Here is a 14,385-nt window from a genome sequence, read left to right as displayed (position 1 = left end):
TACGTGAGACGTAAATTCTTGCTGCTGCTGGAAACCGGACTGGTTCTGGCGGGGCTGATGTTGGGTGCTTCTGCCTGGAAAATTCATTCGGCGCTGGTTCAGCCGCTGAACATTACTCAGGAAGAATTGCTGGAGGTGCCCAAAGGCACCACACCGAACCGCACCTTTTTGCGAATGGAAGCCGACGGCATCATCAAGGATGCGTTCTGGTTGCGCGTTTACTGGCGCTTCAACCTGCCCAAGCAGCCTTTGCACAGCGGCGAATACCGCATGACGCCCGGCATGACTGTCGAAGGTCTGATCGACCTGTGGAAGCGCGGTGAAATGGTGCAATACAGCCTGACGCTGGTCGAAGGCTGGAATTTCCATCAAGTCCGTGCGGCGCTGGCCAAAGAGGAAAAGATCGAGCAAACCCTTGACGGTCTGAGCGACAGCCAGGTCATGGACAAGCTTGGTCATACCGGGGTTTTCCCGGAAGGGCGGTTCTTCCCCGACACCTATCGTTTCGTGCGGGGCATGACCGACGTCGAGCTGCTGAAGACGGCCTACGACCGTCTCGATGAAGTGTTGGCGAAGGAGTGGAATCAGCGTGCCTCCGATTTGCCCTACAGCGGTCCGTATCAAGCCCTGATCATGGCCTCGCTGGTGGAGAAGGAAACCGGCGTGCCACAGGAGCGCGGGCAGATTGCCGGCGTGTTCGTGCGGCGCATGGCGATGGGCATGCTGTTGCAGACTGATCCGACGGTCATTTATGGCCTGGGCGATCGATACAACGGCAAGCTGACACGCGCCCATCTGAAGGAAGCGACGCCTTACAACACCTATATGATTTCCGGCCTGCCGCCGACTCCGATAGCCATGGTTGGCCGTGAAGCGATCCACGCGGCGCTGAATCCGGTGGAGGGCAGCAGCCTCTATTTCGTTGCTCGCGGTGATGGCAGCCATGTGTTTTCCGATGACCTGGATGCCCACAACAATGCCGTGCGAGAGTATCAGCTCAAGCGTCGCGCCGATTACCGTTCCAGCCCCGCACCGGTGACTGCGCCCGAATCGCCGGAAAATGCGATTGAGGAACCTCAAACCGAAGAGCCTCAGGCTGAGCCGGACCAGGCGCCGATCCCGGCTGCATCTCCCGACACTACTCCCGAGGCTTTGCCGCAAGTGCCGCCACAAGAACCTGCACCTACGCCCGCACCGGATGCAGCCGCGCCGCAAAACCCGCAATGATTCTGACTAAGGACCGCCTGTGACTGGCTTGTTTATTACGCTGGAAGGCCCGGAAGGCGCCGGCAAGAGCACCAATCGTGAATACCTGGCCGAGCGCCTGCGCGCAGCCGGTATCGAGGTCGTGCTGACCCGTGAGCCGGGAGGTACACCATTGGCCGAGCGCATTCGTGAAGTGCTGCTGGCCCCGGTCGATGAGGTGATGAATCCGGACACCGAACTGCTACTGGTATTTGCAGCGCGTGCCCAGCATCTGGCCGAGGTGATTCGCCCGGCGCTGGCCCGTGGTGCGGTGGTCTTGTGTGATCGTTTCACGGATTCGACTTATGCCTATCAGGGTGGTGGCCGCGGCTTGTCACTGGAGCGAATCGCCGCGCTGGAAACCTTTGTCCAGGGTGATCTGCGCCCCGACCTGACGCTGATCTTCGATCTGCCGGTGGAAGTCGGTCTGGCCCGCGCCAGTGCACGCGGACGTCTGGATCGTTTTGAGCTGGAGGGCCGGGCCTTTTTCGATGCCGTGCGCAATGCCTTCCTCACGCGCGCAGCTGCGGAGCCGGCACGTTATGTCCTGGTCGACGCCGCGCAATCGCTGGCGCAGGTTCAGCTGGCTCTGGACGCCTTGCTCCCACGTCTGCTGGAGTTGACCCGTGGCTGAAGCCTATCCGTGGCAGGACAGTCTGTGGCAACAACTGGCCGGTCGTGCTCAGCACGCGCATGCCTATTTGTTGCACGGCCCGGCCGGGATCGGCAAGCGGGCGTTGGCCGAGCGTTTGATGGCCAGCCTGTTGTGCCAGCGTCCAACTGCTCAGGACGCCTGTGGAGAATGCAAATCCTGCCTGTTGCTCAAGGCAGGCAGTCATCCGGACAACTACATCCTGGAGCCGGAAGAAGCCGACAAGGCGATCAAGGTCGATCAGGTTCGCGACCTGGTCAGTTTCGTGGTGCAGACCGCGCAGTTGGGCGGACGCAAAGTGGTGCTGATCGAGCCGGTCGAGTCGATGAACATCAACGCGGCCAATGCCTTGCTCAAAAGCCTTGAAGAACCTTCAGGCGACACGGTGCTGCTGTTGGTCAGTCACCAGCCCAGCCGTCTGCTGCCGACCATCAAGAGTCGCTGCGTGCAGCAGGCCTGTCCGCTGCCAAGCGAAGCCATGAGCCAGGCCTGGCTGGCCAAGGCCTTGCCCGATTGTTCGGAAGACGAACGGGTTGAATTGCTGACGTTGGCTGCCGGCTCTCCTCTGGCCGCCGTCAACCTGCAGGCCCAGGGCGTTCGCGAGCAGCGTGCGCAAGTGGTCGAAGGGGTAAAGAAATTGCTCAAGCAGCAGCAATCGCCGACGCAACTGGCCGAGGGTTGGAATGCGATCCCGCTATTGTTGCTCTTCGACTGGTTCTGCGACTGGTCGAGTCTGATCCTGCGCTATCAGTTGACCCAGGATGAAGAAGGCTTGGGGCTGACCGACATGCGCAAGGTGATTCAGTACCTGGCTCAGAAATCGGCGCAAGACAAAGTCCTGAATATCCAGGACTGGATTCTCGCCCAGCGCCAGAAGGTGTTGAGCAAGGCCAACCTCAATCGGGTCTTGCTGCTGGAGGCCCTGCTGGTGCAATGGGCATCCTTGCCTACCCAGAGGTGACGGTCTGCGCCTAGACTCTGTGCATCAGCAGTGGAGGTCAGCATGAACGAATCTGTCAGCCCGGGGCCACGCAACGGCATTTTGTCGCTCACCATCAAGGACAAATCCGTGCTTTACGCGGCCTACATGCCGTTCATCAAGAACGGTGGCCTGTTTATCCCGACCAACAAGAGCTACAAGTTGGGCGATGAGGTATTCATGCTGCTGCATCTTATGGATGAGCCGGAAAAAATCCCGGTGGCCGGAAAGGTCGCCTGGGTCACGCCCAAAGGCGCGCAGGGTAACCGTGCCGCCGGTGTCGGCGTACAGTTCGGCGACGGTGACGACACCGCTCGCAGTCGAATCGAAACCCATCTGGCCGGAGCACTGAAGTCCGACCGTCCCACTCATACGATGTAAGTTGCAGCCATTTTTATGCTCGTAGATTCCCATTGCCACCTTGATCGACTTGACCTTGCCGCCCACGACGGTTCCCTCGATGCCGCACTGGATGCGGCACGTCAGCGCGGGGTAGGGCACTTTCTGTGTATCGGCGTCAGCGTCGACAACGCTGCCGAGGTCAAAGCCCTGGCCGAGAAATACGACGACGTGGACTGCTCGGTCGGCGTGCATCCGCTGGATGTGCAGCCCGGCGCCGCACCCGCGCTGGACTGGCTGTTGCAGGAACTCAATCACCCACGCGTAGTGGCGATCGGGGAAACCGGTCTGGATTATCACTACGAGCCCGAGGCAGCCGAGTTACAGCAGCAATCGTTCAGGCTGCACCTGCAAGCGGCAAAGCAGACTGGCAAGCCAGTGATCATTCATACCCGTGGTGCGCGCGCCGACACCTTGAACCTGCTGCGCGAAGCGGCGTTGCCTCAGGCAGGCGTGCTGCACTGTTTCACCGAAGATTGGGACATGGCGAAAGCCGCGCTGGACATGGGGTATTACATTTCCCTGTCGGGGATAGTCACGTTCCGCAACGCGGACGCATTACGTGATGTGGCGAGCAAGGTGCCGGCGGACCGCTTGCTGGTGGAAACCGATTCGCCGTACCTGGCACCGATTCCTCATCGCGGCAAACCGAACCTGCCGCAGTACGTGCGAGAGGTTGCGGAATTTCTGGCAATGTTGCGCGGCGAGTCCTACGAGCGATTTGCTGAACAGACCACCGAAAACTTCCAGCGATTGTTTCCCCTGGCGCATGTCAGGGCAGCGTCGTAACGCCAGAAACAAATCGCAGCCTGGGGCCGCGCCCACGGGGCTTTGGTCGTTAAATCGCAGGCAAAAAAAACCCGGGTTCTGGGGGGTGAATCCGGGTTAAGACCATTAGGAGTAAAACAATGGTACGCGGTCCGTTGGTACCAATATCGGCGTGACACTTGGGGGAGATGTCCCGCCGACAGTTCAAGTATTGATCAGTATTGCGCCCAGTCCAGTTTGAGAACCGGGGTTTTTAAACAAATTTGGAATACGGGCGCTTCGGAAGAGTTCTCATCAACCTTGCGGCGTGCGCAAAATGACCAGAAAACACAGATATGGTCGGATGATCCGTGCATTTTGGCGCAAGTTAGGCATAATACGCGGCTTCGAATTTTGACCCCTACAGACCTTTTCTTATGCATAAAGAACCTCGTAAGGTCCGTGAGTTTCGTCGCCGCGAGCAAGAAATTCTCGATACCGCGCTCAAGCTGTTCCTCGAACAAGGTGAAGACAGTGTCACCGTCGAGATGATTGCTGATGCCGTCGGTATCGGCAAAGGCACGATCTACAAGCACTTCAAATCCAAGGCCGAGATTTATCTGCGCCTGATGCTCGATTACGAGCGCGATTTGAACGAATTGCTGCATTCCGCCGACGTCGACAAGGACAAGGAAGCCCTGTCCCGCGCCTATTTCGAATTCCGCATGCGCGATCCGCAACGTTATCGCTTGTTCGATCGCCTGGAAGAAAAGGTGGTCAAGGGCAACCAGGTCCCGGAGATGATCGAGGAGCTGCACAAGATCCGTGCCTCGAACTTCGAACGCCTGACCCTGTTGATCAAGGGCCGGATCAGCGAAGGCAAGCTCGAAGACGTGCCGCCGTACTTCCATTACTGCGCGTCCTGGGCGTTGGTGCACGGTGCGGTAGCGCTGTATCACTCGCCGTTCTGGAGCAATGTGCTGGAAGATCAGGAAGGGTTCTTCCAGTTCCTGATGGACATCGGTGTGCGCATGGGCAACAAGCGCAAGCGCGACACCGACACCCCGAGCAGCTGAGCCATTCAGCAGCCTTATTGCCCCATGATTTCGCTACATGAGGCAGTACCGCAGGAATATACTCAGGCATAGGACTTGCTAAAACTTGATTTGTGAGTCAAGTTTTAGCAATCCGAATATCCTTTCGCCGGAGTGGCCATGATCGTTGACCGTCAAGGCAGGCGTTTTCGCAATTTGCGAGTCAGCCTGACATCAGCCTGCAATTACGCCTGTACCTACTGCGTGCCCAATGGCAAGCGGTTGGTGGCTGCGCAGGATGAACTGTCGGCAGAGGCCATGGCGCGTGGTGTGGCCTATCTGATCGAAGCGGCCGGCATCGAGCGTTTGCGCATCACCGGTGGCGAACCGCTGGTCAGCCCCAAACTCGAAACCTTCATGAATGCGGTCGGGCAGATGGGCCTGCAAGACATCAGCCTGACCACCAATGGTCAGTTGCTGGCGAAGAAACTGCCGCTGTTGGTGGATGCAGGTATTCGGCGCATCAACGTTTCCCTCGATACCCTCGACGCCAGCGCCTTCCGCAGCATTGCCCGTGGCGGCGACCTGGCTACCGTGCTCGACGGCATGGATCAGGCACGCAAGGCCGGCATGAAGATCAAGGTGAACATGGTGCCGCTGCGCGGGCAGAACCTCGATCAGGTGATGCCGTTGCTCGATTATTGCCTGGAGCGGGGTTATGAGTTGCGCTTCATCGAGTTGATGCGCATGGGCCACCTGGCCAGTGACTCCAATGGCTTTCTGCAACAGTTCGTCAGCCTGCAGCAATTGCTGAGTCTGATCGGCGAGCGTTATGAATATTTGCAGGCCGATGCGCCGGTGGATGCGACGGCGGTGCGCTACGAGATTCCCGGGCTTGGGCATTTCGGCGTGATCGCCAATGAAAGCGTGCCGTTCTGTCGGACTTGTTCGCGCTTGCGTCTTTCCTCCACGGGATGGCTGCATGGCTGCCTGTCGTCGAGCAATCGCCACTATGTCGGCGATCTGCTGGACAAGCCGCGCCATCAGGCGTTGCCGGCCTTGCAGCGATTGCTGGTGAAAGCTCTTGGGGACAAGCAGGAGGTGGCGTTCTCAGGTGGCGCTACCGTCATGAAGATTATCGGCGGCTGATTGACCCCTGTGGCGAGGGAGCTTGCTCCCGCTGGGGTGCGAAGCAGCCCTAAATGATCAAATACACAGTATTCCTCAGTATTTACGACTGCTGCGCAGCCGAGCGGGAGCAAGCTCCCTCGCCACATGATCAATCCGGAAATATCCGTGATCGCGAGGAATGGCGCAAAATCTGCATCCCACGGCCATTCGCCGGTTTTCCGTCACCGGCCTCTGGAGGATAGGATGCGTAGCCTGGTTTTGCTGCTGGCCGTTTTGGCGCTCGGTGGCTGCATGAACGTCAGCGATATGGCCGAAGGGACTCGCTACCATATGAGCGATGCAGGCCTGCTTGATCACAGCGACAGCCGCCGCGTGAACAACCTGCGCATTCAGCCGGACTCGTTCGTCTACATCGCTCAGGGCGCGTTCGTGCCGCCGGGCAGTGCCGTGTACCCTCGGCCAAACGTGATCGCCGAAGTCGCCTTCGACGGCTTCATCGAATACTTTCCGATGGTGCGCCGCGCGCGCGTGCCGGAAGGCCTCGATCAGGCGATGAGCGAAGCCCGTGCCCTGGGTGCGCATTATCTGCTTTACACGCGATTCGCCAAATCCGATGACCGCATCGGCAACTCCGATGAGTGGCTGGATCAGGAAGCCGTGGATCGCCTTGGCGTCGATACCGGCGTGATTCAAATCATGTTGATCGAGACCAGCACCCAGTATTTGATTGATACTGCACGTATCAAGAGTCGTGGCGGTTTACTGACGTTCCACGACAACAAGCCAGAAGACTTGCTGGGCCCGCCGCTGGAGCAATACGCTCGTAGCCTGCTGGGGCTCAGCGACCAGTAAATCAAAGGAGAACGCCATGAGTGGCCCGCAAAAAGCCAACGACCTGTTGGGGCAAATCCCCAAGACCAAAGGCTTGCCACCGGTCCACTTGTGGAATCCTGACTTCTGCGGCGATATCGATATGCGCATCGCCCGGGACGGTACCTGGTACTACCTGGGCACGCCGATTGGACGCAAGCCGATGGTCAAGCTGTTCTCCACGATCATTCGCCGCGACGGCGATGATTACTTTCTGATTACCCCGGTTGAAAAGGTCGGCATCAAAGTCGATGACGCGCCGTTTGTGGCGATTGCCGTGGACGTGGAAGGCGAGGGTGAACAGCAGGTTTTGCGCTTCACCACCAATGTCGACGAAACCACCGAAGCCGGTGCTGAACACCCGATTCGCGTGGTGATTGATCCGCTCACACAAGAACCCGCGCCCTATGTGCATGTGCGCACCAACCTCGAAGCGCTGATCCATCGCAATGTGTTCTATCAATTGGTGGAACTGGCGGTGAGTCGCGAACTGGACGGGCAGCGTTGGCTGGGTGTTTGGAGCGGCGGCGAGTTCTTCCCCATTGGCCTCGAGCCCTGACGCAAAACCCTGTAGGAGCGAGCCTGCTCGCGATGAGGTCGTGACATTCAACATCCTGGTTGCTTGTTACATCGCCATCGCGAGCAGGTTCGCTCCTATTGGGGGTTGTGTGTTCAAAAAATCAAATTGACAACCAATCATATGATGATTAGCGTGGGCATCCATTGCGAACGGCTTTGAGGTGTCCATGTCCAGCAGCTTTCATGCGTCGACGGTCGATTGGCTGGGTTGCTGGATCGCGACCGGGCAGATCAAACCCGGGGAAACGCTCAAGGTCGAAGCCGATCTCGGCGAGCAGCTCGGGGTCAGCCGCACCGTCATTCGCGAAGCCATCAAGACTCTGGTTGCCAAGGGCATGCTCGAAGTCGGGCCGAAAGTCGGCACGCGGGTGTTGCCGGTGCGGCGCTGGAATCTCTTCGATCCACAAGTCGTAGGCTGGTTGTCACGCAGCGGATTGCCGGAAAACTTCGTCGATGACTTGCTCGACCTGCGTCGCACCATCGAGCCCATGGCCGTGCGCTGGGCTTGCGAGCGGGCGAATGCCGAGCAGGTTAAAGCCGTGCTGCTGGCCTACAACGCCCTGGAAAGGGCGGTGGAAAGCGGTGTCGATTACAACCGCGCGGATCAGATATTCCATGAGTGCATTCTTGCTGCCAGCCACAACCAATTCATTGAACAAATGATCCCGGCCCTCGGTGCGCTATTGGCGGTGTGTTTCGAAGTGTCCGCTGCCGACCCCGACGAACTGCGCCGCACCTTGCCCATTCATAAAGACATGGCCGATGCCATCGCCGCCCGGGATGCCGCGCGGGGCGTCTGGGCTTGCATGACCCTGATCGATAACGCCGACCTGGCGATCAAGCGCTATTACCCGCAAGTCATGGCCGATAAAAAAGCGGGCTGACAAAAAGCACCACGGATAAAAACAATAACAATGCAGGAGGTTTCATGACGTTGACCGCGGTCACCGAACACCGGGCACAGCTGGGCGAAGGCCCCTTCTGGGATGCGCCGACCCAGGCGTTGTACTGGGTGGATATCGCCGGCAAGCAAGCGTTGCGGCTGATCGGCGCGAATGTGCAGATCTGGCAGATGCCTGAGCATGTTTCTGCGTTTATCCCCTGTGAAAGCGGTGATGCTCTGGTGACGTTGAGCAGCGGCGTGTACCGCCTTGATCTTGATTCCCCAGGGCTCGAGCCGCGGCTGACGCTGTTGTGCGTTGCCGATCCGCAACCGGGCAACCGCGCCAACGAAGCCCGCTGCGATGCTCAGGGTCGGCTCTGGCTTGGCACCATGCAAAACAACATCGGCGAACAGGGCGAAGACTTGCCCATCGAGCGCCGCTCGGGTGGGTTGTTCCGTATTGATAGCGATGCGCGGGTGACGCCGTTGCTGCGCGGATCAGGCATTCCCAACACGCTGCTGTGGAGCGATGACGCGACCACCGTGTATTTCGGCGACAGCCTGGACGGCACGTTGTATCGGCACTTCATCCGCACCGACGGCAATCTTGAGCCCGCGCAACCCTGGTTCGGCCCTCATGCACGCGGCGGCCCGGACGGCTCGGCGATGGATGCCGAGGGATTTATCTGGAACGCCCGCTGGGACGGCAGCTGCCTGCTCAGGCTGACGCCGGACGGCAAAGTCGATCGGATAATCGAATTGCCTGTCAGCCGTCCGACCAGTTGTGTGTTCGGCGATGCCGATCTGAAAACCCTGTACATCACCAGTGCCGCGAGCCCGCTCGGTCACCCGCTGGATGGGGCAGTTTTAGCGATTCGGGTGGACGTGCCAGGAAAGCTGTGTACTCGGTTCTCGGGATAAATCCCTAAATATGGGATGCAAATATATATATTGAGATTATCTGCGAGCCGGGTTTATAGTCGGCTCCATCAGTTACACGCACTCACACTTAAAAAAACAAAACAGGTGAAGTGATGCAGCGATCCATGGCTGAACCCCTTTCCTTGCCGGCGGCGCCCACTCCGCCCAAGGGCGAGCGTCTGAAAAACAAGGTAGTGCTGCTGACCGGCGCCGCCCAGGGCATCGGCGAGGCGATTGTTGGGTCTTTTGCGTCGCAACAGGCCAAGCTGATCATCAGCGATATCCAGGCCGGGAAAGTCGAAGCAGTCGCCGCGAATTGGCGAGGCCAAGGGGCCGATGTGCTGGCGATCAAGGCCGACGTTTCGCAACAGCAAGATCTGCATGCCATGGCCAGACTGGCTGTAGAACGTCACGGTCGGATCGACGTGCTGGTCAACTGTGCCGGGGTCAACGTGTTTCGTGACCCACTGCAAATGACCGAAGAGGACTGGCGCCGCTGCTTCGCCATTGATCTCGATGGCGCCTGGTTCGGCTGCAAGGCTGTTTTGCCGCAGATGATCGAGCAAGGCGTCGGCAGCATCATCAACATCGCGTCCACTCATTCTTCTCATATCATTCCGGGCTGTTTTCCCTATCCGGTGGCCAAGCACGGCTTGCTCGGCCTGACCCGTGCCCTGGGGATCGAATACGCGCCCAAAGGTATCCGGGTCAACGCCATCGCCCCGGGCTACATCGAGACTCAATTGAACGTCGACTACTGGAACGGTTTTGCCGATCCACACGCTGAGCGTCAGCGCGCTTTGGAATTGCATCCGCCCAAGCGCATCGGCCAGCCGCAAGAAGTGGCCATGACGGCGGTATTCCTGGCCAGTGATGAAGCGCCGTTCATCAACGCATCCTGCATCACCATCGATGGTGGTCGCTCGGTGATGTACCACAACTGAATGAACGGATTGAGGTGGAAAATTACGCCTGAAATCCAATCATCATACGATATGACTATTAGTAGTACGGCTACACCGCCTTATGGCTTTCAAAGAACGCTCAAGAAAAATAACAAGGAGTCAGCTTATGAATCGTCGTCATGCCATCCGAACCCTGTGCTGTGCCGCCCTGGCGGTTTCGGCGGTCAGCCTGAGCAGCACGCTGCTGGCGGCTGAAGAGGTGAAAATCGGATTTCTGGTCAAGCAAGCGGAAGAGCCCTGGTTCCAGACGGAATGGGCGTTTGCCGAAAAGGCCGGCAAGGACAAGGGCTTTACCCTGATCAAAATCGCCGTGCCGGACGGCGAGAAAACCCTGTCGGCCATCGACAGCCTGGCGGCCAACGGCGCCAAGGGTTTCGTGATCTGCCCGCCGGATGTGTCACTCGGTCCTGCAATCATGGCCAAGGCCAAGCTCAACGGCCTGAAAGTGATTGCTGTGGATGACCGCTTTGTCGATGCCAGCGGCAAGTTCATGGAAGAGGTGCCGTACCTCGGCATGGCCGCCTTTGAAGTTGGCCAGAAGCAGGGCAGCGCCATGGCCACCGAGGCGAAAAAACGCGGCTGGGAATGGAAAGACACCTACGCGGTGATCAACACCTACAACGAACTCGACACCGGCAAGAAACGCACCGACGGTTCGGTCAAGGCGTTGGAAGATGCCGGCATGCCAAAAGACCATATCCTGTTCGCCGCCCTGAAAACCCTCGACGTACCGGGCAGCATGGACGCTACCAACTCGGCGCTGGTGAAACTGCCGGGCGCGGCGAAAAACCTGATCATCGGTGGCATGAACGACAACACCGTGCTCGGCGGCGTGCGTGCCACGGAAGCCGCCGGCTTTACCGCAGCGAACGTGATCGGCATCGGCATCAATGGCACCGACGCCATCGGCGAACTGAAAAAGCCCAACAGCGGCTTCTTCGGTTCGATGCTGCCGAGCCCGCACATCGAAGGCTACAACACCGCCAGCATGATGTACGAGTGGGTCACCGCCGGCAAAGAGCCGCCGAAATACACGGCGATGGACGACGTAACGCTGATCACCCGCGACAACTTCAAGCAGGAACTGGAAAAGATCGGCCTGTGGAATTGAAGGCTGGTTGATTTCATCGGCGGCCTCGGCAACGGGGCCGCCCGTTCTGTGTGAAGAGGTGGGCTATGCACGCGCAAACACAAATACAACACAATGCAGGCGGCAGCTTGCGCTTCAACGGGATCGGCAAGACCTTTCCCGGGGTGAAGGCGCTGGACAACATCAACTTCGTCGCTCATCCGGGGCAGGTTCACGCCTTGATGGGCGAGAACGGCGCCGGCAAGTCGACGCTGCTTAAAATTCTCGGCGGCGCTTACATCCCCAGCAGCGGCAATCTGCAGATCGGCGAGCAGACGATGGCATTCAAATCCACCGCCGACAGCATCGGCAGTGGCGTCGCGGTGATCCACCAGGAGCTGCACCTGGTGCCGGAAATGACCGTGGCGGAAAACCTGTTTCTCGGACATTTGCCGGCCAGTTTCGGCCTGATCAATCGCAGCACGTTGCGTCAGCAGGCATTGGCCTGTCTCAAGGGCCTGGCCGACGAAATCGACCCGCAGCAGAAGGTCGGGCGGTTGTCGCTTGGCCAGCGGCAACTGGTGGAAATCGCCAAGGCGCTGTCCCGTGGCGCCCATGTCATAGCTTTTGACGAACCCACCAGCAGCCTGTCGGCGCGGGAGATCGATCGCTTGATGGCGATCATCGGCCGCCTGCGCAATGAAGGCAAAGTGGTGCTCTACGTTTCTCATCGCATGGAAGAAGTGTTCCGTATCTGCAACGCGGTGACGGTGTTCAAGGACGGCCGTTACGTGCGTACTTTCGAAGACATGCGCGAGCTGACCCACGATCACCTGGTCACGTGCATGGTCGGTCGCGATATCCAGGACATCTACGATTATCGCCCGCGCCCGCGTGGCGCGGTGGCGTTGAAGGTTGACGGCCTGCTCGGCCCGGGTCTGCGCGAACCGGTGAGCTTCGAAGCGCACAAAGGCGAGATCCTCGGGTTGTTCGGTCTGGTTGGGGCGGGGCGCACGGAGTTGTTCCGGATGCTCAGCGGCCTGGAACGCAACACGGCAGGGCGCCTGGAGTTACGCGGTCATGAGCTGAAACTGCGCTCGCCCCGCGACGCGATTTCGGCGGGGATTCTGCTGTGTCCCGAAGACCGCAAGAAGGAGGGCATCATGCCGCTCTCCAGTGTTGCCGAGAACATCAACATCAGCGCACGCGGCGCGCACTCCACCTTCGGTTGCCTGTTGCGCGGCCTGTGGGAAAAGGGCAATGCCGACAAGCAGATCAAGGCGCTGAAAGTGAAGACGCCGAGCGCAGCACAGAAAATCATGTACCTGTCCGGCGGCAATCAACAGAAGGCCATTCTCGGCCGCTGGCTGTCGATGCCGATGAAAGTCCTGCTGCTCGACGAGCCGACCCGTGGCATCGACATCGGCGCCAAGGCCGAGATCTACCAGATCATCCATAACCTGGCGGCGGACGGTATTTCGGTGATCGTGGTGTCCAGCGACCTGATGGAAGTGATGGGCATTTCCGACCGCATCCTGGTGCTGTGCGAAGGCGCGCTGCGTGGCGAACTGAGCCGCGAACAGGCCAATGAATCCAACTTGCTGCAACTGGCTTTGCCGCGCCAACGCGCTGACGGCGTGGCGAACTGAGAGGTGACTATGATGACAACCCAAAACGAAACCCTGCCGACTGCGCGCAAACCCCTGGACTTGCGGCGCTTTCTCGATGACTGGGTGATGCTGCTGGCGGCCGTAGGGATCTTCGTGCTCTGCACTTTGCTGATCGACAACTTTCTTTCGCCATTGAACATGCGCGGGTTGGGGCTGGCGATTTCAACGACCGGGATCGCGGCGTGCACCATGTTGTATTGCCTGGCGTCCGGGCACTTCGACCTGTCGGTGGGATCGGTGATCGCCTGCGCCGGGGTGGTTGCGGCGGTGGTGATGCGCGACACCGACAGCGTGTTGCTGGGCGTCGGCGCGGCGTTGGTGATGGGCCTGATCGTGGGTCTGATCAACGGTATCGTGATTGCCAAGCTGCGGGTCAATGCGTTGATCACCACGCTTGCAACGATGCAGATCGTCCGCGGCCTGGCGTACATCTTTGCCAACGGCAAAGCGGTGGGCGTTTCCCAGGAGTCGTTCTTCGTCTTCGGTAACGGCCAACTGTTCGGCGTGCCGGTGCCGATCCTGATCACGATCGTCTGCTTCCTGTTCTTCGGCTGGTTGCTCAACTACACCACCTATGGCCGCAATACCATGGCCATCGGCGGGAACCAGGAAGCGGCGCTGCTGGCCGGGGTCAACGTTGACCGGACCAAGATCATCATCTTCGCCGTGCACGGTGTCATCGGTGCGTTGGCCGGGGTAATCCTCGCCTCGCGCATGACCTCCGGTCAGCCGATGATCGGCCAGGGTTTCGAGCTGACGGTGATTTCTGCGTGTGTGCTGGGTGGGGTTTCGTTGAGTGGCGGGATTGGCATGATCCGGCACGTGATCGCCGGGGTGCTGATTCTGGCAATCATCGAGAACGCGATGAACCTGAAGAACATCGACACCTTTTACCAGTACGTGATCCGCGGCTCGATCCTGTTGCTGGCGGTGGTGATCGACCGTCTCAAACAGCGCTAACCCCTCAGCTGATCGTTCCCACGCAGAGCGTGGGAACGATCATCACAGTGCTGATTCCTTTGTAGTAGAGAGCTTTTGTGGCGAGGGAGCTTGCTCCCGCTGGGCAGCGAAGCGGCCCCAAAAGCGCTTGTCGCGGTGAGTCTGGTAGACCGCACTTTCCGGGCTTACGACTGCTGCGCAGCCGAGCGGGAGCAAGCTCCCTCGCCACGGTTCTGTGGGCCAATCATTCCCACGCAGAGCGTGGGAACGATCATCACAGTGCTGATTCCTTTGTAGTAGAG

Annotated in this window: 15 protein-coding genes; all 15 read left to right on the top strand. The window is 59.2% G+C overall.

The window, feature by feature from the left end:
* Positions 1-3 precede the first annotated feature (3 nt).
* Positions 4-1,227 (top strand): endolytic transglycosylase MltG, encoded by a 1,224-nt coding sequence (gene mltG, locus D8V06_RS11660; RefSeq protein ID WP_130904427.1) that lies wholly within the window; start codon positions 4-6, stop codon positions 1,225-1,227.
* 19 nt (positions 1,228-1,246) lie between these two features.
* Entirely contained in the window at positions 1,247-1,879 is a 633-nt protein-coding gene (gene tmk / locus D8V06_RS11655; protein ID WP_056855930.1) for a dTMP kinase, read from the top strand.
* The gene (locus D8V06_RS11650; RefSeq protein ID WP_056855929.1) at positions 1,872-2,858 is read left to right on the top strand and encodes a DNA polymerase III subunit delta'; all 987 of its coding nucleotides are present in this window, start codon (positions 1,872-1,874) and stop codon (positions 2,856-2,858) included. The genes tmk and D8V06_RS11650 overlap by 8 nt, the downstream gene beginning before the upstream one ends.
* A 42-nt stretch (positions 2,859-2,900) precedes the next feature.
* Positions 2,901-3,257 carry a PilZ domain-containing protein gene (locus tag D8V06_RS11645; RefSeq protein WP_056855928.1) on the top strand — a complete coding sequence of 119 codons (357 nt, stop codon included), beginning with the start codon at positions 2,901-2,903 and terminating at the stop codon, positions 3,255-3,257.
* Between the two features lie 15 nt (positions 3,258-3,272).
* Complete coding sequence (locus D8V06_RS11640) at positions 3,273-4,064, top strand: TatD family hydrolase (RefSeq protein WP_130904426.1); 792 nt, start codon at positions 3,273-3,275, stop codon at positions 4,062-4,064.
* 395 nt (positions 4,065-4,459) lie between these two features.
* A complete protein-coding gene (locus D8V06_RS11635; protein WP_034149949.1) occupies positions 4,460-5,098 on the top strand; it encodes a TetR/AcrR family transcriptional regulator in 639 nt (212 codons plus the stop codon).
* Between the two features lie 138 nt (positions 5,099-5,236).
* Entirely contained in the window at positions 5,237-6,205 is a 969-nt protein-coding gene (locus D8V06_RS11630) for a radical SAM protein (RefSeq protein WP_056855926.1), read from the top strand.
* Positions 6,206-6,430: 225 nt separating this feature from the next.
* The gene (locus D8V06_RS11625; RefSeq protein ID WP_130930998.1) at positions 6,431-7,039 is read left to right on the top strand and encodes a DUF4823 domain-containing protein; all 609 of its coding nucleotides are present in this window, start codon (positions 6,431-6,433) and stop codon (positions 7,037-7,039) included.
* 16 nt (positions 7,040-7,055) lie between these two features.
* Positions 7,056-7,616, top strand: coding sequence for a DUF1285 domain-containing protein (locus D8V06_RS11620; RefSeq protein ID WP_056855924.1), 561 nt, complete (start codon positions 7,056-7,058; stop codon positions 7,614-7,616).
* Positions 7,617-7,803: 187 nt separating this feature from the next.
* On the top strand, positions 7,804-8,520 hold the full coding sequence (locus tag D8V06_RS11615) for a FadR/GntR family transcriptional regulator (protein WP_056855923.1): 717 nt from the start codon (positions 7,804-7,806) through the stop codon (positions 8,518-8,520).
* Between the two features lie 44 nt (positions 8,521-8,564).
* On the top strand, positions 8,565-9,440 hold the full coding sequence (locus D8V06_RS11610; RefSeq protein WP_130904424.1) for an SMP-30/gluconolactonase/LRE family protein: 876 nt from the start codon (positions 8,565-8,567) through the stop codon (positions 9,438-9,440).
* A gap of 125 nt (positions 9,441-9,565) precedes the next feature.
* Positions 9,566-10,384: an SDR family oxidoreductase gene (locus D8V06_RS11605; RefSeq protein WP_130930997.1), complete on the top strand. Its 819-nt coding sequence runs from the start codon at positions 9,566-9,568 to the stop codon at positions 10,382-10,384.
* Positions 10,385-10,511: 127 nt separating this feature from the next.
* Positions 10,512-11,516 carry a substrate-binding domain-containing protein gene (locus D8V06_RS11600; RefSeq protein ID WP_130907210.1) on the top strand — a complete coding sequence of 335 codons (1,005 nt, stop codon included), beginning with the start codon at positions 10,512-10,514 and terminating at the stop codon, positions 11,514-11,516.
* 65 nt (positions 11,517-11,581) lie between these two features.
* A complete protein-coding gene (araG, locus tag D8V06_RS11595; RefSeq protein WP_130930996.1) occupies positions 11,582-13,123 on the top strand; it encodes an L-arabinose ABC transporter ATP-binding protein AraG in 1,542 nt (513 codons plus the stop codon).
* 12 nt (positions 13,124-13,135) lie between these two features.
* Positions 13,136-14,104 carry an L-arabinose ABC transporter permease AraH gene (gene araH / locus D8V06_RS11590; RefSeq protein WP_056856300.1) on the top strand — a complete coding sequence of 323 codons (969 nt, stop codon included), beginning with the start codon at positions 13,136-13,138 and terminating at the stop codon, positions 14,102-14,104.
* The last annotated feature ends 281 nt before the right edge of the window (positions 14,105-14,385 follow it).

Origin of the sequence: Pseudomonas sp. Sample_24 (genome assembly GCF_004307605.1) — a bacterium.
In the GTDB taxonomy this organism is placed as follows: Bacteria; Pseudomonadota; Gammaproteobacteria; order Pseudomonadales; family Pseudomonadaceae; genus Aquipseudomonas.
The sequence above is the reverse complement of the archived record's forward strand: the minus strand, read 5'-3'. Positions and strand labels throughout refer to the sequence as shown.

Coding starts and splice junctions, on each gene's coding strand:
- D8V06_RS11615 (WP_056855923.1), top strand. CDS start 7,804: ATGTCCAGCAGCTTTCATGCGTCGACGGTCGATTGGCTGGGTTGCTGG.
- D8V06_RS11610 (WP_130904424.1), top strand. CDS start 8,565: ATGACGTTGACCGCGGTCACCGAACACCGGGCACAGCTGGGCGAAGGC.
- D8V06_RS11605 (WP_130930997.1), top strand. CDS start 9,566: ATGGCTGAACCCCTTTCCTTGCCGGCGGCGCCCACTCCGCCCAAGGGC.
- D8V06_RS11625 (WP_130930998.1), top strand. CDS start 6,431: ATGCGTAGCCTGGTTTTGCTGCTGGCCGTTTTGGCGCTCGGTGGCTGC.
- D8V06_RS11620 (WP_056855924.1), top strand. CDS start 7,056: ATGAGTGGCCCGCAAAAAGCCAACGACCTGTTGGGGCAAATCCCCAAG.
- D8V06_RS11600 (WP_130907210.1), top strand. CDS start 10,512: ATGAATCGTCGTCATGCCATCCGAACCCTGTGCTGTGCCGCCCTGGCG.
- araG (WP_130930996.1), top strand. CDS start 11,582: ATGCACGCGCAAACACAAATACAACACAATGCAGGCGGCAGCTTGCGC.
- D8V06_RS11645 (WP_056855928.1), top strand. CDS start 2,901: ATGAACGAATCTGTCAGCCCGGGGCCACGCAACGGCATTTTGTCGCTC.
- D8V06_RS11635 (WP_034149949.1), top strand. CDS start 4,460: ATGCATAAAGAACCTCGTAAGGTCCGTGAGTTTCGTCGCCGCGAGCAA.
- D8V06_RS11640 (WP_130904426.1), top strand. CDS start 3,273: ATGCTCGTAGATTCCCATTGCCACCTTGATCGACTTGACCTTGCCGCC.
- araH (WP_056856300.1), top strand. CDS start 13,136: ATGACAACCCAAAACGAAACCCTGCCGACTGCGCGCAAACCCCTGGAC.
- D8V06_RS11630 (WP_056855926.1), top strand. CDS start 5,237: ATGATCGTTGACCGTCAAGGCAGGCGTTTTCGCAATTTGCGAGTCAGC.